Origin of the sequence: Pusillimonas sp. T2 (assembly GCF_002236805.1) — a bacterium.
Classification (GTDB): Bacteria; Pseudomonadota; Gammaproteobacteria; order Burkholderiales; family Burkholderiaceae_B; genus Neopusillimonas.
In genome coordinates this window covers 107,303-128,271 of record NZ_NIQA01000002.1, presented here as the reverse complement: position 1 = coordinate 128,271, position 20,969 = coordinate 107,303, and the positions used below count along the sequence as shown (strand labels likewise).

The 20,969-nt window shown below is 53.2% G+C and carries 13 protein-coding genes, 1 tRNA gene and 1 pseudogene; 1 reads left to right on the top strand and 14 read right to left on the bottom strand.

The features are described 5' to 3' along the window. Positions 1-192 precede the first annotated feature (192 nt). The 11 genes and pseudogenes from PuT2_RS03715 to PuT2_RS03665 form a co-directional block, all read right to left on the bottom strand. Positions 193-1,257, bottom strand: coding sequence for a Fic family protein (locus PuT2_RS03715; RefSeq protein ID WP_093969691.1), 1,065 nt, complete (start codon positions 1,255-1,257; stop codon positions 193-195). A gap of 430 nt (positions 1,258-1,687) precedes the next feature. After that, positions 1,688-1,789, bottom strand: a pseudogene (locus PuT2_RS16065) (type I restriction-modification system subunit M N-terminal domain-containing protein); the annotation flags it as partial. Between the two features lie 546 nt (positions 1,790-2,335). Continuing rightward, positions 2,336-3,262 (bottom strand): retron St85 family RNA-directed DNA polymerase, encoded by a 927-nt coding sequence (locus tag PuT2_RS03705; RefSeq protein ID WP_158214003.1) that lies wholly within the window; start codon positions 3,260-3,262, stop codon positions 2,336-2,338. A 2-nt stretch (positions 3,263-3,264) separates the two neighbouring features. Next, complete coding sequence (locus PuT2_RS03700; protein ID WP_093969689.1) at positions 3,265-4,320, bottom strand: retron St85 family effector protein; 1,056 nt, start codon at positions 4,318-4,320, stop codon at positions 3,265-3,267. Positions 4,321-4,657: 337 nt separating this feature from the next. Then, positions 4,658-7,780, bottom strand: a complete 3,123-nt coding sequence (locus tag PuT2_RS03695; protein ID WP_093969688.1) for a type I restriction endonuclease subunit R — start codon at positions 7,778-7,780, stop codon at positions 4,658-4,660. Between the two features lie 53 nt (positions 7,781-7,833). Beyond that, a complete protein-coding gene (locus tag PuT2_RS03690) occupies positions 7,834-8,769 on the bottom strand; it encodes a DUF5655 domain-containing protein (RefSeq protein ID WP_093969687.1) in 936 nt (311 codons plus the stop codon). Further along, complete coding sequence (locus tag PuT2_RS03685) at positions 8,766-10,064, bottom strand: restriction endonuclease subunit S (protein ID WP_093969686.1); 1,299 nt, start codon at positions 10,062-10,064, stop codon at positions 8,766-8,768. Before PuT2_RS03685 ends, PuT2_RS03690 begins: the two co-directional genes overlap by 4 nt. Continuing rightward, positions 10,061-11,902: a class I SAM-dependent DNA methyltransferase gene (locus PuT2_RS03680; protein WP_093969685.1), complete on the bottom strand. Its 1,842-nt coding sequence runs from the start codon at positions 11,900-11,902 to the stop codon at positions 10,061-10,063. The genes PuT2_RS03685 and PuT2_RS03680 overlap by 4 nt, the downstream gene beginning before the upstream one ends. Positions 11,903-11,918: 16 nt before the next feature. Further along, positions 11,919-13,043, bottom strand: a complete 1,125-nt coding sequence (locus PuT2_RS03675) for a Fic family protein (RefSeq protein ID WP_093969684.1) — start codon at positions 13,041-13,043, stop codon at positions 11,919-11,921. Between the two features lie 691 nt (positions 13,044-13,734). Then, positions 13,735-13,819, bottom strand: a tRNA-Leu gene (locus tag PuT2_RS03670). Between the two features lie 85 nt (positions 13,820-13,904). Then, positions 13,905-16,940 (bottom strand): autotransporter domain-containing protein, encoded by a 3,036-nt coding sequence (locus PuT2_RS03665; protein WP_093969683.1) that lies wholly within the window; start codon positions 16,938-16,940, stop codon positions 13,905-13,907. A gap of 215 nt (positions 16,941-17,155) precedes the next feature. On the opposite strand from PuT2_RS03665, the gene htpG reads away from it, so the two are divergent. After that, entirely contained in the window at positions 17,156-19,066 is a 1,911-nt protein-coding gene (htpG, locus tag PuT2_RS03660) for a molecular chaperone HtpG (RefSeq protein WP_093969682.1), read from the top strand. 101 nt (positions 19,067-19,167) lie between these two features. Here htpG and ampD read toward each other — a convergent pair whose 3' ends face one another. From ampD to PuT2_RS03645, 3 genes are read right to left on the bottom strand one after another with little or no spacing between them, the layout of a single operon-like run. After that, positions 19,168-19,752: a 1,6-anhydro-N-acetylmuramyl-L-alanine amidase AmpD gene (gene ampD / locus PuT2_RS03655; RefSeq protein ID WP_173862507.1), complete on the bottom strand. Its 585-nt coding sequence runs from the start codon at positions 19,750-19,752 to the stop codon at positions 19,168-19,170. Beyond that, positions 19,749-20,033, bottom strand: coding sequence for a PP0621 family protein (locus tag PuT2_RS15800; RefSeq protein WP_093969681.1), 285 nt, complete (start codon positions 20,031-20,033; stop codon positions 19,749-19,751). Before PuT2_RS15800 ends, ampD begins: the two co-directional genes overlap by 4 nt. Before the next feature lies 1 nt (position 20,034). Continuing rightward, complete coding sequence (locus PuT2_RS03645) at positions 20,035-20,877, bottom strand: inner membrane protein YpjD (RefSeq protein ID WP_093969680.1); 843 nt, start codon at positions 20,875-20,877, stop codon at positions 20,035-20,037. Positions 20,878-20,969 lie beyond the last annotated feature (92 nt).

Sequence of the window (20,969 nt, the reverse complement as noted above, 5' to 3'; positions counted from 1 at the left end):
TTCGGGCGTGCAGATGCGACGTCGCTCACTCCTGGGGTTATGCATGGAAATGCCAAGGGCTTCGAGAACGGCCTCGCGTTCGACGAATGCATACCTAGTAAGTGCTCTGAACACAGCGAAATGATCGGGTGGCAACCCGTTTCTACAAGCCAGCTTAAGGCCTCTTGCTCAAGTTGGTCCTCTGTCATCCGCTTATCCTTGGAGTATCTGATTCAGGGCCAGATTGATGTAATAGTTGCTACGCCCAATTTTGTTCTTTTGCAAAAAGCCGCCTGCTGCTAATGCATCGAGATATTTGCTCGCCGTCAGGCGCGAGACGTTTAAATCTCGTTCGATGAACTCAATCTTGCTATACGGATGCATGAATAAGCTGTTAATCAGGTCTTGGCTGTAGAACTTGTACTTTTCGCGGATGCGATGCTTATAGTCAAACAGCGCCTCTTTAATTGCCAAAACAGTTTGAATCGTTTGACCTGCGGTCTTTTCCACGGCTTCCAGCATGTACAGCACCCATTCCTCCCAAGCCCCCGCATCGCGCACGGCTTGGAGTAGGTGGTAATACTCTGTCTTGGTACGCACAATGTGGCGGGAAAGATAAAGCACCGGGACGTCGAGCAAGCCTTCTTTTACCAAGTACAGCACATTCAAAATACGCCCTGTGCGTCCATTGCCATCGTAGAAGGGGTGAATGCTTTCAAATTGATGATGAATCAGTGCCATGCGGATCAGCGGGTCGACGTCGAATTCTGATCCATCGTTGACGAAGCGTTCTAACTCGCCCATTAGCGCAATGATGTCTGTGGGGTCTTGGGGCGGGGTATAGACCGTCACACCCGTTCCTGTCTTGAGCGCTGTTCCGGGAAGTTTGCGAAACCCGGCATTGTTACGTTCTAGTTCAGCTTGAATCTGAATGATGTGATTGGTCGTGATAAGTCCTGTTTCACGCACGAGCCGATAGCCAAGATGCAGCGCTTGTCGGTAGCGCAGCACCTCTTTAGCAGCAGGGTTGGTGAAGGTGGCGGGGAGCACATCGTCTTTGAACAGCTCGTCGTGAGTGGTGACGATGTTTTCAATTTCAGAGCTATCTTTGGCTTCCTGTAGCCCCAGGGCATTGATGAGGATGCCTTGGTTCGGGATAGAAGCGGCGACACCTTTCAGCTCCGCCAGCGCCCGACTGGCCGCCGCGAGTCGTTTAAGGATCGGTGCGGTATCGAAACGACTAGGGTCGAGGGTGTTTAAGGAGGAGAGTGTCGGCATCGCAAGTTAGGCCACCCACCATGTATAGGAAAGGTCTTTTTCTATGCGGGTTGGGTTTGATATGTATAAAAAATCAAGATTTCTATACATATAACCCAGGATGTGAATAGAAACCACCGTTTTCTGCTTATTTGGAAAGAGGTGGTGGTTAGGTCAAGTAGATAGATGCCAGAATTTTCGCAGGTTGTGTTTGTCGATAAGAGTCACACAGCCGCATTGATGGCTTCTTCCGCATCGGGATTCATGTCGCGCAGATTTAATGTTTGTAACAGCTGATAGCAGTAAGTGATCGGCAGAGTGATTTGGACGTAGAAGACTGTGTCAATTGGGAAGAACGGCTCTCCCAATACAGACCGCCGACTGTTCCTTTTCGGCCAACAATAATGGATGGGGTTTCAACGAGCGCCGTATCATGCCACCCCTTCGGCATCAACTCCAATGCCGACTCCTCAAATGAGTACGAAATGTACTTGACGAAGATCAGACCCAGAACCAAGTGTTTGTATTCTGCGGCGTCCATATTGGCACGCAGCTTGTCAGCAGCGGCTCATAAGGTTTTTTTGATGTTTTGGATCATGCGTGGCTTACAAGTCAGTGAAAGTTAATGAAACTGAATCGAAGCTAGCATAAAAATTTCTATGCGGTGTTTACGCTTTCTGGTGAAAATGTCCGATTTTGTAGCTGGTGCTAGGGTTCCCGTCTTCAGCTTTCTGCAGTATGCCGCGTTGCAATAACTCTGTCGTACCACGTAAAGCTTTGTCTTGCGAGCATTTGGCCATCTCTGCCCATTTGTTGACCTGGCTCTAAAAACAAAAGGCCGTCTCTGCAAAACAGAGACGGCCTTTAAAATTTGGTGCGGGGCCGGAATCGAGCCGGCACGCCTTGCGGCGGGGGATTTTGAGTTGGCGTGCGAAGGTGTTTGTGTAGGGGAGTGCGGCGAAGGTGAGCGTAGGGTAAAGTAGGTAAAAGTAATTGCTAATCAGTGAGTTAGCGCATTTTAGCGAAAACCAGTGGAACTGATGAATGTACCTGTACTGTACCGATTTTCGGTACAGTACTTTTGCCACCAATTGTTAATCTAAGTTCTTCGAATGCGATTTAATGCTTGCAGGCCTATCATGCGCTCTAAGCTCTCTACAAAATCAGGCTCAATTGAATAGGCAAATGCAATCCATCCGCGAAGCTTACCAAGTTCGTCGGGGTTTAATTTTCCAGTGGTGTAGGCGTGAGTCATGGCTCGAATAAGACGCTTCCTGTCTCTTCCCAAAGAGACCTTGCCATCACTCGAAAGTGTTAATCCAGTTAAATGTCTATTATGTTTTTTGGAAGTAAAAACAGTTTTTCCAGGGTTTATTTTTAAGCTAGGATATTTGGAGCTATCGCATAATTCTAAAATATGCTCATATATTGCTGATAGTGCGTCTTTTTGATTGGTTGAAATTGCAAGGTCATCTGCATATCTCGTGTAAGTAGCGTCATAGTCGCTGCATTTTTTTTGTATTTTTTCATCCATTTCAAACATTATGGAATTTGAAATGAAAGGAGAGCTTGGGGCGCCGATGGAAAGTCGCAAGCCTCCCACTGGTTTCCCTTTCCAGCAGAACAGTTTCATTAGAAGTGACAGATCTTCGCTTGGCGCACCAAGGTGCTTAGCGAGATGGCGGCGCACGTCTATGCCTTTAATTGAAGGGAAAAAATCTTTGAAATCTAGTTTCAATAAATAAGAATTTTTCACGTGCGCAGCGGCATGCTGGCGAATTCCTGAATCGCTAATGTAAGCCTTCGCAGTAGGATGAACCGGAAGCTGATCGCGATACTGATTTATCGCCCAGCGTTGAAGTAATTTAATTTCAGCGGTCGGTTGCGCAATTTGCCGCAATCCTCGACCTTTTCGTTTCTCAATATAATGTACTTTGTATCGTGAAGGTGCGCTATTCAATAGCTCACGGATTTCGCGCTCACTAAAAGGAAGTTCATCTACTAGTAGGGAGATGAGGCTTTTCATGTTCATCTCCCTTGCTCAATAGCTTTACGTCGTTTTTGATCTTTTTGAATAGCAGCTTGCACTAACGCTTTAAATCCAAGCCGTGAAAAGTTTTTTTGTTCGGCTGGTGCGGTGTAGTCAAGGAGTTGATGGTCTTTTCGCTTGAACGCAACAAAATAGACTTTCCCATAAACTTGAATCTCTTGAATTAGCTCGAATAGTTTTAGTTGCCAAATCATTTGATTAAGGCGGCGCTTCTCTATGTGGATACCAAAAAACTCTAATAGAAATTGTATTTCTGTTATGAGAAGGGCGCGGAATAGATCGATAAGATCCGCAATTAATAGAAACCTGTCTCGTTCCTGGTCCTTAATAAATTTTGGTTTGTTGGTTTCCTTTTCTAGTTTTTCTTTTAAAACATCAAGTATATGGGTAACTTCATCTTCAAATTTTTCTGGTTGTTCAATGAAGTCCACTGCGCAGACGGAGTAATCCTCATTGTCTCTCTTTATTAATTTTACAGGGCCGTTGAATATAAAAGAATTTGCAGCATGGACATATTTTTGATTTATTACGATCAAAAGCCGTTTTCGTAGAGTAGGGTCCATGCAGAATGAGCCAAGCTCTGCAATAGAGCCAGCCGTCTCTACGATTAAAACAATAGCCCTAGCTAAATACCCAGCATCAAGCTCGAACTCTACGAGATTATGATAGCCGTCAGCTAAATTCCACTCAGGGTAACTTTCGGGGATAATGAAGCTGTTGGCCAAAGGATGGCCTAGGGTGGTCGCTTTGTTAATAAATACGTGCCGGCATGAAGCGTCTGCTTTAAAAGAATCTCCGACGCCAGCTAGCCCCCCAAATATTAAGATATGTTGAGGGTACCGGTAAATTGTTGTCTGTTCCGGCGCAATAGCACCTGTGAAATGTGCCACAAGAGCCGCGTACGGCATTTCAATTACCTTGATAGAGGCAAAACCGGCTTGGCCGGAGAGCCGAGTGTCGAGGCTCTCCGGCCAAGCCGGTTTTGCCTCGTAAAATATATCCACTGCAATACAGTCTGGCGAATCGCCCGACATTGATAGCCCTGTAGTTGAGGCTACCTACGCGTAATTGAGTAATTATTATCTTATATTTCTTGTTGTTACGCAACGAAGTTTGGGCTTGGGGTTTACCCTCTTAGCAGCATAATCAATGTGACTGTTGAAGATAAAACACGGTTGAACGGCTGTGGCTCCTTGCTTGGTGGGAGAGGGAAATTACGATATCCCAAGGTAACTCATATTGGGCTTGTACTGTTGAATTGAAATCATCAGTGGTAGGAATGTCTTTCATCATGTGTATTTAATATCTTGCTATATACGTATCCCATGGCAAACTCTTGCCGGTCCACGATGCTGTTAGTAGGCCACTCCGTTAGTTCGAAGTAGCATGGTCACCATCATTGGACTTCGCACGCAACGCCTCATATAGTTGAGCAGGCCCTAGAAGAATATCGCGCAACCCGTCACGCACTTTCTCTGACCCAAGCGCTTGCGAGCTCATGATTTGATGCGCGTCCAAAGCATCCATGATGGCATTCAATAGTGCATCCTTCAGGTCAGGTGAGTTTGCGAATTGCTCCTTGCTGTTGCTCGCTGCCTGTTGCATCAGCGTTTCGTTTTCGAGCAGCTTCCCCTTCAGTACACCATTGACGTAAACGAGTTGGTCACCATCACTTAAGTCACCTTCGAAAAGGCCATTGACCTTCTGGATGATCTCCACCAGATAGGCACGCTGCTTCTCCTGCACTGAGCCGCTGCCCACAGCCTCCATAGGTGCTAGTTTGTAGGTGCCGTCGTGGTTCAGCCCCAAGGGCTGTTTGCCGTGATTTTTCAACGTGTGGTGGGTAAGTACCACTTTGCTTAGGTCTACCGTATCGCGTTCTCGCCCGAACTCCAGCAACGGCAGTAGGCGCTTGAAGAACAGGAAGCGCTTTTCGATATCTGTATTGCCGTAGTCAAAAATTTGGCTCAGGAACGCATACAAGCGAATGTAGGCACCCATGTCGCCTTTGAATAGCAGCAGGGCATCCAGCACTTCCTTTGCAGCCTTGGCAGCTTTGTCGTCACCTTGCTCTTCAGCAAAATTTTTGTCTTGTTGCGCTGCTTTAAAGCGCTTGAGTAAGCGATCGGCAACCGGTGCGATGGCGGCATCAAGCTGCTTTTGCGTACCGTTGGGGTCCAAATCGACCTGGGCGACCCGGTCCACCTCGAAATCGTCATAATGGCCGGAGGCATCTAGCTTGGCTCGCAAGTCGTAGACGAGGTGAGGGTCCGTTGTCGCCTCCAGCTCGGCCGTTTCGTAATAAGTCTTGAACGCTTTTAGGATTTCAGCCGGTTCGTTGACGAAGTCGAGGACATACGTCTCGTCTTTCCCCGGATAAGCTCGGTTCAAGCGTGACAATGTTTGGACGGCCTGAATACCGCCTAGCATCTTGTCTACGTACATGCCGCATAGCAAGGGCTGGTCAAAGCCGGTTTGGAATTTATTAGCCACGAGCAGCAGGTGATAGTCCGGCTCCTTGAATGCTTCACGGATGTCGCGCCCTTTAAGGCCTGGGTTTAGATCCTTGCTGTTTTCGGTCACAGCTTCCGGGAAACTCTCAGGGTCGTCCACTTCACCTGAGAACGCGACCAGTACGCCCAATGGGTAGTTCTGCTTAGCGATATACGCTCGAATCGCTTTCTGCCAGCGTACGGCTTCCTTGCGACTGCCCACAACGACCATCGCCTTGGCGCGCCCCTGCAGCAGTGGTTGAACATTTTCGCGGTAGTGCTCTACGACGATCTGCACTTTGCTGGCAATGTTGTATGGATGCAGCCGTACCCATTGCATGATGCCTTTCATGGCTGTGCTGCGTTCGACCTGGGTATCGTCGTACTCGTGGCCGTCATGCGCCAGCTTGAAGGCTAGTTTGTAGCTCGTGTAGTTCTTCAATACGTCGAGAATGAAACCCTCTTCGATGGCTTGGCGCATCGAATACACGTGAAAGGGCTCCGGTAACCCATTCGGTCCTGGGCGGCCGAATAGCTCTAGCGTTTTACCCTTTGGTGTCGCGGTGAAGGCTACATACGTCAGGCCTTTCACATTGGCGCGGGCTTCCATCTGTGCGGCCAGCAAAGCTTCGGTGTCGACCTCACCTCCATCTTGCAGATCCGCCCACTCTTCGGCAGATAACAACTGTTTGAGCTTAGAAGCAGCTTCGCCCGTTTGCGAGCTGTGTGCTTCATCCGCAATCACCGCGAATCGCTTGCCATCAGTGGCTGCCAGCTCTTGCACCGCTTGCAGTGCAAACGGGAACGTCTGGATGGTACAGACAATGATTTTCTTGCCATCTTTTAGGGCTTGGCCAAGTTGTGCGCTTTTACTGCCATGTTCATTCGTGATGCTGGCGACCACGCCCGTGGTGCGCTCAAAATCGAAAATCGCCTCTTGGAGTTGTGCATCGAGCACGTTGCGGTCGCTCACCACCAACACGCTATCAAACACTTTTTTGTGTTCGGCATCGTGCAAATCGGCGAGGAAGTGTGCCGTCCACGCAATCGAGTTCGTTTTGCCGGAACCGGCTGAGTGTTGAATCAGATAGCGCTGGCCCGCGCCATTGTCCAAGACGTCAGCGACCAGCCGACGTGTGGCATCCAGCTGATGATACCGAGGGAAAATAACGGCGCTGAGTTGCTTCTTATCGTCACGTTTTCCAATCAGGTAGCGATGCAGGATGTTTAACCAGCTTTCGCGGGCCCACACCTCTTCCCAAAGATAGGCGGTCGCATACCCGTTGGGATTCGGCGCATTGCCTGCCCCGCCTTCGTTGCCTCGGTTAAATGGCAAAAACGTCGTGGCTGGCCCAGCCAGCTTGGTCGTCATCATCACTTCTGACTGGCTCACTGCAAAATGCACCAGAGCGCCACCCGGAAAGCTAAGCAGCGGTTCGGTGACGCCACCTTTGGGCTGCGGGTGTCGGTCGAAACGATATTGGTCTACGGCATCCTGCACGCTCTGAGTGAAATTCGATTTCAGTTCTGCCGTGGCGACGGCAATCCCGTTGAGAAACAACACCAAGTCGAGCTCGGCTTTTGGATTGTTCGGTGAGTGACAAACCTGACGAACCACGCGCAACCGGTTGGCTGCGTAACGTGCTTGCGTCTCGGGGTTGATGGCTAACGCAGGTTTGAACTGTGCCAGCATCAGTGGCTCTTTCAGACCCAGCATTTCAACACCGCGTCGGAGTACATCCAGCGTGCCGCGTTCATTCAGGCTCTTGCGAATGCGGTCAGCGAGAATACTCGTCAGTGCAGCGCCATGCGTCTTGCTGAGACGTTGATAGCTGTCTGGTTGTGTGGTTTCTACCCATGTCAGCAGGTCTGGCATGAAGAGCCCATGGGCACGATCAAATAGCGCCGCATCACCCTCTTGATAGAACCAGCCATGTGCGGCCAGATGCTGGCAGATGGCTGATTCGAAATGGTGCTCTTGATGAAAATTCTGCTGACTCATTGTCCCTCCAGGCTATTTGCTTTATGTGGTGCTGACCGATCTGTCGAGACGTCTCAGTTTTCCGAATAACTGCGGTTTAGCAGCGGCTTGGCGCGTTCCAAGTCTGCAAAGCTGCGCAGGCAAAGTTCGGTGTCGCCTGTGCCCCAATGACCGACTTGGCTCACATCACGACTGAAACCTTCCTCTAATGCCACCGTGGTGGGGTCAAGCTTCAGAGTGATGAGCATTCGGCTAGGAGACACGATGACGCAGGCAAAATTCTTTAATCGACGGAAGGCGGTATAGAGCTTGAGGGGTTTTTCTTGAACGTCTTCGCCCAATCCAAGCAGGTAAGATTTTGTCTGCGCGTAGAGGTGCTGGATGTCTGGCGTCGCAAGAGCCAACTGCTCAGCTAGGGATTTGTCCTTGCCGGCTGATTTCGCAGTGGGTGATCCGGTTGAGAGGTCGGCAGGGGTCGATGTTTTCGCAACTGTTGCGTCTGGCACAGCTTGCGCATTCACCAGCTCAAGCAGTAGCAAGTCCTCACCGAAGAGCTTATAGCGAACCAATTCGATATTGCGCGGGATTTGCTGCACGGCGTATTGGTCGTAGCGAGTGAAGTCTGCCGCGATACACAACAGCCGAGTGCCTGCCCACTCTATGTTTTCTGCTGCTTCCTTGCCTAGTTTTTCCATGACTAACCAGCGAAACTCTGCCTGATGGTCCATCAACCAGTCAAGGTAGAACAACCCTTGGTTAATGACGTTCTCATTGCTGTGACGCTTGTACTCAATGATGACAGGACAGCCGTTTTCATCCAACCCCAGAGAATCAATGCGACCTCGGTGAGTCTTACCTGTTTGGTACTCGCTGGCGAGAAATTGCACGCCTAGAAAGGTGCTCATCTGGCTGTCGATGAGGGTTTGCAAAGACTTTTCTAACGGCGCGAGGGCGCCGGTCAGTTCGGTAGCATTGCCTGCGGTTAGGCGGAATAGCTGGATGTCACTCATATAGCCTCCGTCTTTTCTTCAACGCCAATCTTAGCTGCTGAGTCGCGTACGTCGATTTGGCCCGTAACGGCAGCAGTAATGAGGGCGTTACGTCGTTCCTTAAGCAGCTGGATCGCGTACGTCGAATCATCAGCTATCCGATCGAATATTTCCAACTCACAATTTAGGGCCTCTAAAATTTGATTCTGTTCTGAAGGGGGAGGGAGAGGAATAGGAAGGTTTTCGAAGCCCTGTTGGTTTACGTAGGCAAGAGTTGCCGCTGTACCGATTAGTTCAAAGTAGGGTTGCGAGATTAGTACAACATATCGAAGGTACTCGGGGTTGATGGCGGCGCTCGGTATAAAAGCTTGTAATTGCTGATTAATGATAACGTCTACCGTGTTAATGGTTGCAACGTTAAAGTTGCCAACGCAACTAGCTATGACCGCTCCTGCCGCGAGAACTCGTGAGCCAGCATTTACGCGTGCATTCTCGCTCACCCAGCAGCTTGTGGCCGTTAAGAACGCTTGTTTTACATTCTCCATGGTCGCCCAGCAAATACCGTTTCCGACCTCGTTAATTTCAGGCTTATTTCTTTGGGGTACAAAAACAGTCGCTATTCGCTTCGCTGCAAGTACCTTCCAGTGCGCCGGTACCTTCCCCAGCCACGCGACGCCAGAATCCTTCATCGGTACATCAGGATTAAGGCCACGAGTGACGACATGGGAAATGGTGGCTTGGCGCTTTTCGGCTAGCAGGGCGATGAGCTTTTCCTGCTCGGCAATCAAAGCGTCGATTTTGGCGGTTTCGCGGTCGAGAAAGGTGGCAATGATTGCTTGCTCAGCAATCGGAGGTGTGGGTAAAGCTATCGAGCTGACAAAGTCCCAGCTCGCTCTCGGCATTTTTGAACCGAAGGTGGAGCCGTCCACAATTTCGATAAAGCTCTGGTTCAACATGCTGTACTGCGCAAATTTGGACTGAAACGTGATGTTTGGGCGCATAACGAGGAAGTCGCCAACGGCTTCTCCTGCCGCAGAGGTTACTAATACTTTGGCTAAGTAGGGACGTAACTTTCCAAATAAGATGTCATTGCGCTCAAATGCTATGCCTTCCCCTTGGAACTCGCTCTCGGTAGCTACAAAACGTCCTGACCAACTTTCGATATTTTCTAAAGCCACCGGATTGATACGGCGGTCAGTTTTTGCGGTTAGCAGTCGCAAATTGTGTTTAAGAGGTTTGACCTCCCAATGTGCTGGTACCCGTCCTAGCCACGAGACACGACTGTCTTTGTATTCGGAGTATGTTGGCAAGCTCATTCCGCCAACTCCTGTAGCATCTTCATGATGTTGGTCGTCACTGTTTTCAGCTCTTCATCAATAACCTGAAGGCTGCGCGGCGGTTCGAACACGTAGAAGTGGCGGTTAAACGGAATTTCGTAGCCGATCTTGCTTTTTTCCGTGTCTATCCAGGCATCTGGCGCGTGTGGCAAGACTTCACGTTGGAAGTAGGCGTCTATGTCTTCGCCTAATGGCACATTCTCGGTGTCTCGTAATGCGGTATTGGGCTGTGGCTTGCCCTTCTGCTTGCCTTTGACACCCAGCATCACTTGACCGTTGTCGTCCAGCAGCGGGCGCTCGACCGTGATGGTGGTATAGCCAAACGCTTCATTCTTGAAAATGCGTGAGATCGGTACACGTTTGAGACGACCGCCGTCCGGAGCTGTAGGTAACGAATCCATCGTGGTGACAAGTTGTGGTTCACCTATGGTTTGACCACTGGCGTCTAGCACGGAGATCATTTCGGCTTCAGTGAACTGTCCAAATAGACGTGTCACCATGTCGATGTGAGCGTCGCTCATCTCCTTGCGCTTGGAGCCTAAACTTTTACGCATTTTTTGCCAGAAGCTGCTGGCGTCTATCAGCTGTACGTAGCCCTTGCGTTCGGCAGGTTTCTTGTTCGACAAGATCCAAACGTAGGTGGCAATCCCGGTGTTGTAGAACATATCCGTGGGCAGGCCAACAATCGCCTCAACCAAGTCGTTCTCCAGCACGTAGCGGCGAATTTCACTCTCACCACTGCCTGCTCCACCGGTGAACAGCGGTGAGCCGTTCAGCACAATTCCAAAGCGACTGCCACCATCTTGGGCGGGACGCATTTTGCTGACAAGGTGGAGCAAGAACAGCATGGAGCCATCGGACACGCGGGGCAGGCCAGGACCAAAGCGCCCGTCGAAGCCTTTCTGTTCGTGCTCTTGGCGGATGGCCTTTTCTACTTTTTTCCATTCCACACCGAAAGGCGGGTTGGAAAGCATGTAGTCAAATTTACGGGTGGCATGGCCATCGTCGCTGAGCGTGTTGCCAGCGACGATATTGCCTACGTCCTGGCCCTTGATGAGCATGTCGGCTTTACAAATGGCGTAGGACTCGTCGTTGAGCTCTTGGCCATACATGGTAAGTCGTGCTTGCGGGTTGTGCTCCCGAAGGTACTCGCCTGCTACGGACAGCATGCCGCCAGTTCCCGCGGTTGGGTCATAAATGGTGCGTACTACGGCATTACCGGGGGTGAGCACATCATCGTCTTCGATGAACAGCAGGTTGACCATCAGGCGAATCACTTCGCGTGGGGTGAAGTGTTCTCCAGCGGTCTCGTTGGATATTTCAGCGAATTTACGAATGAGCTCTTCAAAAACCAGGCCCATCTGCATGTTGTCGACCGATTGTGGATGCAGGTCGATATTGGCGAATTTTTCAGTCACCAGATACAGTAGGTTGGCTTTGGCAAGACGCTCGACCTGGGTATGGAAGTCGAACCGTTCGAAAATGTCGCGTGCGGCTGGCGAGAAGGCCTGAACGTAAGCGTACAGGTTCTGGCGAATGTGGTCCTGGTCACCAAGCAGTGTGCCAAGGTCCAGTGGTGAGGTGTTGTAGAAACTCTGGCCAGCCTTACGCAATAGGAAGGGATCAGGATTCAGGCCCGCTTTGGTTTTAGCGTCGAATTCAGCGAGGACGGCAGGTTTAGTTGTGGCCAGTACGCAATCCAAGCGGCGCAGTATGGTGAAGGGCAGAATGACGCGACCGTACTCGGATTGCTTATAGTCGCCGCGCAGCAGGTCGGCAACAGACCAAATAAAGGATGATAGTGCTTGGTGATTCATAGTATTTCTATACTCTTTATAGGTTGTCGCTGAGCTTGATGGCATAGCTCGTGCTACGCCCTCCCGCGTCATTTTTTTGAAGGATGCCGTGTTGCAGCAGCTCTGTGATGTCGCGCAAGGCCGTGTCGCTTGAGCATTTGGCGAGTGCGGCCCATTTACCAGTGGTCAACTTGCCGTCAAACCCATCCAACAGCCGATTCAGCACCTTGATTTGCCGCTCATTCATCGGAATGGTCGCGGCGTGCTGCCAGAATTTCGCTTTGGTGAACACCTGATCGAGGACGCCATGAGCATGTTCGATGGCTTTCAATAGGGTTGCGAGGAACCACGCTAGCCATTGCGTCACGTCCATGTCGCCCTTTTGCGTGCGTTCAAGGATGTCGTAATAGGCTTTGCGCTCTCGTTGGATCTGGGCTGATAAGCTGTAAAAACGTTGTGGGCTGCCGTCGGCACGGGTCAGCAGCAGATCGCCAATAGCACGTGCAATGCGGCCGTTGCCGTCGTCGAAGGGGTGCAGGGTGACAAACCAGAGGTGTCCTAGGCCAGCGCGAACGAGGGCGGGCTCTTTTTGTGATGAGTCATTGAGCCAGGCCAAAAAGCGTGCCATTTCTGCCGCGAGCCGGTTGGCAGGCGGTGCCTCAAAGTGCACCTTTTCCCGTCCGATAGAGCCTGAAACGACTTGCATAGGGCCGTTGCTGTCGTTCCGCCAGTGGCCGACTTTGATCGCACTGATGCCAGAGTAGCCAGTTGGGAATAGCGCCGCGTGCCAGCCGAATAGGCGTTCGGTAGTGAGGGGAGCCATCGCTTTGCTGGTTGCGTCTAGGATCATGTCAACGATGCCGTCGACATGACGATCTGTGGGTGCCAAAGCCCCGATGTCGACGCCTAAGCGGCGTGCGACGGAGGACCGGACCGAGGCGACGTTGAGCGTTTCGCCTTCAATCGCGCTGGTTTGAACGACGTCTTCGGTCAGCGCTGCCAAGCGGGCTTCGTCACGCAGTGCCATTCCCACGTCTGCCAGGCGGCCAAGCAAAAGACCCTGAGCACGACTGACAGCCGCCAGGGGTTCCGCCAGGGCGGCCAGGTCGTAGCGCCAGTCAGGCCAGTGCGGCGATTGCCAGATATATTCGCCGTATTTCATGCGGTGATTGTGACGGCGTTTTAGGTTTTCGTCAAACCCTGATACACCGTCGCGGGGTTTATGCGGATGGCTCGGTCACGCTGAGTTTCGGCATCTGCTGGTGAGCCGGGGCCTCGGCTACTTTTTCTCCGGGCCGAAGTTCGAATAGTTCTCGTACATTAATCGTAGTCAGGAGGCTTGGTGGCTCAAATACCGGTACACGCGATGGTGTTACCAGCGCCGAACGTGAACGCGTCAAGGCGCTCGGACGTGAGGTCAAAATTACCGCCTGCGTGTCTTGGCCCAGTGCGGTTGGAACGGTGTGATTAACCGTGTCTAGTGAATGCGTATCCCCCGATAATGGGGTAGAGCCCGATAATGGGGAAGAGCCAGACCCCAAAAACAAAAGACCGTCTCTGCAAAACAGAGACGGTCTTTAAAATTTGGTGCCCGGGGCCGGAATCGAANGGTGGCTCAAATACCGGTACACGCGATGGTGTTACCAGCGCCGAACGTGAACGCGTCAAGGCGCTCGGACGTGAGGTCAAAATTACCGCCTGCGTGTCTTGGCCCAGTGCGGTTGGAACGGTGTGATTAACCGTGTCTAGTGAATGCGTATCCCCCGATAATGGGGTAGAGCCCGATAATGGGGAAGAGCCAGACCCCAAAAACAAAAGACCGTCTCTGCAAAACAGAGACGGTCTTTAAAATTTGGTGCCCGGGGCCGGAATCGAACCGGCACGCCTTGCGGCGGGGGATTTTGAGTCCCCTGCGTCTACCAATTTCACCACCCGGGCATTCGGACTGGGTCGGTGGCTAGAAGGGCCACCGGGCAGAAGGGCACGATTATACGCTGAATTTAAATGTTTTGCAGAAGTCCGTTTAGTACCGCAAATTCAAATACAGCGAAGCCGTGTTTTGGGTGTTGCCGCCGCCGAACTGGCCGCTGTAGTTCAAGCCAATTTGGGTGGATTTGTTTACGTCTACTTCGCCGTTCAAGGCCAGTTGCAGCGCGTTGCGCGCTACTGGGGCGCCTTTGACGCTAAAGCCCACATCAGTTGCGTTGGCAAAGGCCATATGGCGTGTGGCGGTGGTGTCGCCATGGGTGTGTTGCCAACTTAGCTCGCCGTTAATCCGTGCAGTGGTGGCGGGTGTTAGCGCCAATTCACTATAGGCACGCAGGCCCAGGTTCAGGGTGCCTTGTCGGTCTGTCGCAGCGCCAGATTGCAGCGCTGCCTGGCCGCCGTTTTCACGCATCGACGACGTCTGCAGTTGGGTCCATCCCAGGCGCGCGTAGGGCTCCAGTACCAGGTTTTGGTTTGCCGCAAAGGCATATCCCAGTTCGGTAAACGCTTGTACCTGGTGGGCGTGGTAGTCGGCCTTTAGGGTCTGGCTACCGCCAACGTCCAGTTGGCGGCGGGTGTTCAGGTCGTGGTAGGTATAGGCGGTTGAAGCACGCCAGTTCAGGGCGGTGTTCTCACTAGTCGGCCAATGCTTTGCGCCGTATAGGGCGGCCGTGTAGCTGTGCGCATCGGCGCGGCTGCGTCGTTCGCCGACGTCAATGCGTGTGTCGTGAGCCCCTAGGGCCGCGCCGGCGTGCCACCCGTTGCGTAGCGCGGTGTCTGCGCCCAGGAAAAGGCCGTTGGCGTAGCTGCGGGTAGCGGCCGAGCCATTCGCGCCATTCAGGTCACTCCATTGGCGTTGTACCGTAACCCATAGGGGGCGGCGCTGGTTAATGTCGGGGCGCGTCAGCACTTGGTTTAACCGTCGCGTTGCAGACGCCGTCCATAACTGACTTTGGCTGAATAAACTAGACGCAACGCTGGCGTGAATTTCGCCGCTCAGGGCGTCCATGAGCCCAGGCAAGGTTCTGGCGGTGGCATTCAAGACGTCGTCGTACACGCTCGACAGCGCGGTTGGCGGGTTGGCCGAGAAAGGGTCGAGCGCGGCGGCTACGTTGCGCTGGTTGGCGGTGTGGGTATACGCGGCAAAGGCTTGCGCGTTGCGGGCCACCGACAGCGAAATGCCCGTTCCCGAAACACTAAGGCTTGGGCTTAGAAAGAGCAAAGAGGTGTCGATTTGCGCAAAGTTGCCTGTTAAACCACCGCCGCCAGCCACCGACAAAAAGTTGTAGTTCACGCCTTGGCGAAATGGCCCGCCGCGCAATGCCAGTGTGCCGTCCAGTGCGGCGTTGCCTTCTACAACCAGTTGGTCAAAGCCGTTATTGCCGTCAACTTCAATTTCTAGCACCGATGTTGCCGTCTGGGTGTAGTTACCTTTTACGGTCAAGGTGCCGACCGAGTTGCCGGGGGCGACGGTGCCTTCGTTGACCAAGATGCCGACATTGCCGCGGCCACCCAAAATGCCGTTAAGTTTGACGGTCGTGGTGCTGGTGGTTGCCAGGTTACCGTTGACCACCATTTTGCCGCCATTGACGGTATTGGCGGTCGAGTTCAATTGGCCGCTGCGGTCTACGGTCAGGTTACCCCCATTAATAATGGTGTCGCCCGTGTTGTTGGTGCCGGCAACAATAAGGGTGCCGCCTTCAACGGTTGTTGTGCCCGTATAGTTGTTGGTGCCGGCCAAGGTCAGCGTACCGGCACCGCGTTTGATTAACGACCCGGCGCCCAGCCCTTCGCCCGACAGGTCCCCAATATTGTTAGAAAACGTCGCGCTGTACCCTTTGGTGTCTACATCAAAAACAGATACAAACGCCGACGGGCCCAGAACGGCTTTGCCGACGTTTAACAAGCCCCAGCCGAAGATGTCGTCGTAGCGTTTGTTATCCGATGGTGTCAGGTCGGTTGCGGTGGTTAGCAGGGTCTGCTGCAATTGGTAGGCGTTAAAAAACGGGAAGGCCTCTTTGACCAGGGCCGCTGCGCCGGTGACGTGGGGTGCGGCCATCGAGGTGCCGGGCAGGGAGACGTAAAGTCCGTCCTTGTTAACAGACCAAATGCCTTGCCAGGTGCTCGAGTCGTTGGCGTCGGGGGTCGATCGGCTGCCCGGAGCGGCCAGACACCACGCTTTGGCATCACCACATTTGTTGGCGTAGGTGGCTACAACCGGGTTGTTGAAGTCGATATCCACGTTAACGGCGGTGACGGCCAGCCAGTTGGGGGCGAGTTCGGGGTACAGCACAGGCATGCCGGCCAGTATGTCGGGTTGCGGCTGGGACTCGTTGCCTGTGGCAAACACCATTAGTGTGCCGGCATCTTTTAACCGATGCATCGCCAAAATGGTCTCGCCAAACAGTTCGTCGACCTTGAAATTGCCGGTGTAGCCGGTGTCGGTGCTTAAACCAAAATCTTTAACGTTGCAGGGTTCGGTTGCGGTGCCAGATGCGCCAGGTGCGCAACTATTCAGTCCCAGGCTATTGTTTATGACCGTCAGCCCCTGGCGCGCCATGTAGTTCCAGGCGGAGCTCAAGACGGGGTCAAACGCCTGGGCTTTTTCAAGAAATGTGATGCCGCTACCGATGTCGAAATCGTCGATTCCGTTGTCGTCATCATCATCGTCGTCGTTATCGTCAGCCCCGTAACGGGTGGAAAATATCTTCGAGTTGAAAGCGACGCCATGCATGCCCACGCCGTCGCGTCGGGCCGCCATAATGCCGCTCACGTGCGAGCCATGTCCATCGGTGTCGATGCCGCTGGATTGGCTGACTGCCTGACTCAATCTGAAGTCATAGCCGCCCACAATTTGTCCGGCAAACTCTGGGTGCCAGGCCGCAATGCCCGAGTCAACCACGCCGATAGTGACCCCCTGTCCGGTAAAGCCCAGGCGGTAAGCGTCCCCGGCCTTGATCAAGTCAAGGCCGGTTTGGTTACGATATTCTTCGGTGTTGTAGTCTTGGGTGTGCCCCGCAGAATGGAAAGCGGTGACGGCAGCGAGTAAAGAGATAGTGATTAAACGGCGCATGACATGACAGGAGGTGATGCAATCCGGCGAAACCTTAGCACTATTTAATGGCAATTGCCCAGCATTCATGCGGCATTGGTTCCGCTGTCCCGAGCGTTTTGTTGCATAGAAGCAAGCTGGGCCCTTGAAAACGGGCAGACAGCCCCCAAATATGCCGAGTTCGCCGCCTGTGGCGGCTGCTACCGTTTTTAACCGCATTTATGGAGTGCGCTGACATGAGCCAATCCGAAACCGCAATGGCCTCTGAAACCCTGGGTTTCCAGGCCGAAGTCAAACAGTTGCTGCACCTGATGATTCATTCGTTGTACAGCAATAAAGAAATTTTCTTGCGCGAACTGGTGTCGAATGCGTCAGACGCCTGCGACAAGTTGCGTTTCGAAGCCATCGACAAACCCGAGCTAATGCAGGGTGATGCCGATTTGCGCATCCGTGTTGAATACGATGCCGATAAGCGCACTATTACGATTTCAGACAACGGTATTGGTTTGTCGCGTGACGAAGCCATTGCCAACTTGGGCACCATTGCCCGTTCTGGTACCAAAGAATTCTTTTCGCAACTGACAGGCGACAAGCAAAAAGACGCGCATCTTATCGGTCAGTTTGGTGTGGGCTTTTATTCGTCGTTTATCGTCGCTGACAAAGTTTCGGTGTTAAGCCGTCGTGCCGGCGCCGATGCAACCGAAGCCGTGCTTTGGGAATCTGACGGCCAGGGCGAGTTTTCCATCATGACGGTCGAGAAGGCGGACCGCGGCACCGCGGTAACCCTGCACTTGCGTGCCGACGAAGACGAGTTTTTAAGCGGCTGGAAACTGCGCGAAATTTTGCGTCGCTATTCCGACCATATTTCGTTGCCCGTGCAGATGCTGAAAGAAGAGTGGGACAGCGAAGCATCGAAGCAGGTCAAGACGACTGAATGGGAAACCGTCAACCAGGCCAATGCCTTGTGGACACGCGCCAAGTCTGACGTGACCGACGAGCAGTACAAAGAATTCTACAAACACGTTTCACACGACTTCGAAGACCCGCTGGCCTGGACCCATAACCGGGTAGAAGGCCGCAGCGAGTACACCCAACTGCTCTACGTGCCCAAGCGGGCGCCGTTCGACCTGTGGGACCGCGATGCGCGCCGTGGGGTCAAGCTTTACGTCAAGCGTGTGTTCATCATGGACGACGCCGAACAGCTGCTGCCGGCTTACTTGCGGTTTGTGCGTGGCGTGATTGATTCGGCCGATTTGCCGCTGAACGTTTCGCGCGAAATCTTGCAAGAAAGCCGTGATGTTCGCGCTATTCGCGAGGGTTCGACCAAGCGCATTTTGTCGGTGCTTGAAGACATGGCCGAGAACAATGCCGAGCAGTACGCCGAGTTTTGGGGGCAGTTTGGCCAGGTCCTGAAAGAAGGTATGGGCGAAGACGCGGCCAACAAAGAGCGCATTGCCAAGTTGCTGCGTTTTGCCTCGACCCAGGCCAACAGCGCTACCCAAAATGTGTCGCTGGCCGATTATGTGTCGCGCATGAAAGAGGGCCAGGACAAGATTTACTACGTTACGGGTGAATCTTATGCGGCAGCCAGCAATAGCCCGCACCTCGAGATCTTCCGCAAGAAGGGTCTTGAAGTGTTGTTGCTGTCCGATCGCGTTGACGAATGGATGCTGTCCTTCATGCAAGAATTTGAAGGCAAGTCGTTGGTGTCGATTGCCAAGGGCGGGCTCGACCTCGACGCTTTGGCCGACGAAGACGAGAAAAAGCGTCAGGAAGAAGTCGCCGAAAACTTCAAGCCGCTGGTCGAGCGCCTGAAAACGTCATTGGGCGACAAAGTAAAAGACGTGCGCGTCACCGTTCGTCTGGTCGATTCGCCGTCGTGCGTGGTGGTCGATGCTAATGAGCTGAGCCCGCACTTGCTGCGTATGTTGCAAGCAGCGGGCCAGGCGGCGCCCGAGGTCAAGCCTATTCTTGAAATCAACCCCGAGCACCCGCTGATTGGTCGTGTGCAAGACGCCAACGAAGCCGATTTTGCCGAGTGGGCGCTGTTGTTGCTGGACCAGGCTATGTTGGCTGAAGGCGCGCAACTGAAAGATTCAGCCTCTTTCGTGAAGCGGCTGAACAAGTTGTTGTTGCAAGGTGCATAGTCGTTAACGGCTATTGCGCATAAAACAAAGGCACGCCTATGCGTGCCTTTGTTTTATTGGGGGGGCGTTGTGGCGCTTTAAGGCAATGGCTTATTCGTACATCACGCCAGTGGCGGCAGTTGCCGCAAAAGCCAGCGGGCCTCGCGGCCATAGCGACGCCAGTTAAAGTGGGGCCCCGGATCGGTTTTTCGGCCTGGCGCAATGTGTTCGTGGCCGCGCACGGCCGTTAAGGTATGCCGAGCCTGCAGCGCGGTCGTCAGCCGTTTTAAGGCGTGGTATTGCTCGTCGGTAAACGGCTCGGTGTCAGTGCCTTCCAGCTCGATACCGATTGAAAAGTCGTTGCAGTTGTCGCGTTGGTTAAAGCGCGAAACCCCGGCATGCCAGGCGCGATGCAGGGTCGAAACAAACTGCACGACATCGCCGTCGCGACGAATTAAAAAATGGGCCGATACTTTTACCCCCCTGATGTTCTCAAACCAGGGGTGACTGTCGCAATCCAGCTTATTCTGAAAAAAATCGCAAATGGCGTTGCCGCTGAACTGCCCCGGGGGCAGGCTGATGTTATGCAGCACCAGCAGCGTGGGCTCGACCCCTTTGGGGCGTTTGTCGAAATTCGGGGAAGGCAGGCGTTGTACCTTGCCGTGCGGTTTAAGCCAGCCTTGTCTGTCGAGCATCAGCCCGATCATTGGCTGACCCCAAGCTTGGCGTGTTCGGCGCTGCACCAAGTGTCGCCGCCCGAAAGCACCGCTTCAGAGCGTGGCATATGTATGCCGCAGTGGGCGCAGCGCACCATAGATTCGGCGTTTGCAGTGCTGCCGGCAACCGATTTGCCGCCGGGTTTGTTGCGCGCTGTTGTGGTTGTTGTGCCGTTGTCGGCTGCGTTTTTATTGCGGTTGTGTATAGCCAGCAGGCGTACGGCCACCAGCGCCGCAATAACAACAATGATCCAGAAAAGCAGTTTTCCCACATTAGCCCCGTTGAAGAATGACGTCGATGACGAACCGGCTGCCTGTGTAGGCCAGTAGCACAAATGCAAAGCCGGTGAGTGTCCAGCGCAAGGCCAGACGACCGCGCCAGCCGCGGACATAGCGCCCCGCCAGCAACACGGCAAAGGTAAGCCACGACAGCAGCGTGAAAATGGTTTTGTGGTCTATCGGAAACGCCGGGCCGGCCAGGTTAAGCGACACCAGCGAGCCAGTAATAAGCGTGAGCGTCAGGGCAATGAAGCTGATCCAGATCAGCCGGAACAGCAAGCGCTCTTGTACCAGCAACGGCGGCATGACATCGAGCGCGTGGGTAAACCAGGGGGCGTGTTGTGATTGCTCGGCCGGGCGGTGCAGATAGCGATCGAGCGCAGCCATTAAAATGCTTTGTAGGGCAGCGACAGTGACCAGGCCATAGGCCATAAGCGCAATGAGCAGGTGAAGCCGCAGAAGTTCGTTGTGGGCGTGCGCAACCAGGTGCCCTGTGGGAAAGAGGGCGGCCAGTGCGCTGACCAGGGCGCTGCCGGGGAGTAAAATAAGCAGCAAGCCGTTAAGACTGAGCACCAGGCTTTCAAGCCAGAAAATCAGCATGCCCAGCCATATGGCGGCCGATAGTGCCAGCGCCCAGCCCAAGTAAAGCCCGGTGGCGGGCAATACGGCTTGGTAAAGCGCAACGCCGTGCAGTACCAGTGCGCCCAGCAGGCAACCTTTGGCGGTTGCGCTGGTGTTGGTAGGTATCCGGCCGTGCCGCAGGGGGCGCCAAACTAATAGGGCTAAAGCGGCGTAGGCCAGTGCGGCCAAGGTGTGAAATACAATGCCTTCAGACATACATCCTGCGTTGTTCGTTGATGGCCTGGGGCATAATGCCCCAAAGCCATCATTTTAGACGGTATCCCACGATACTAAACCAGTTTCAGCGA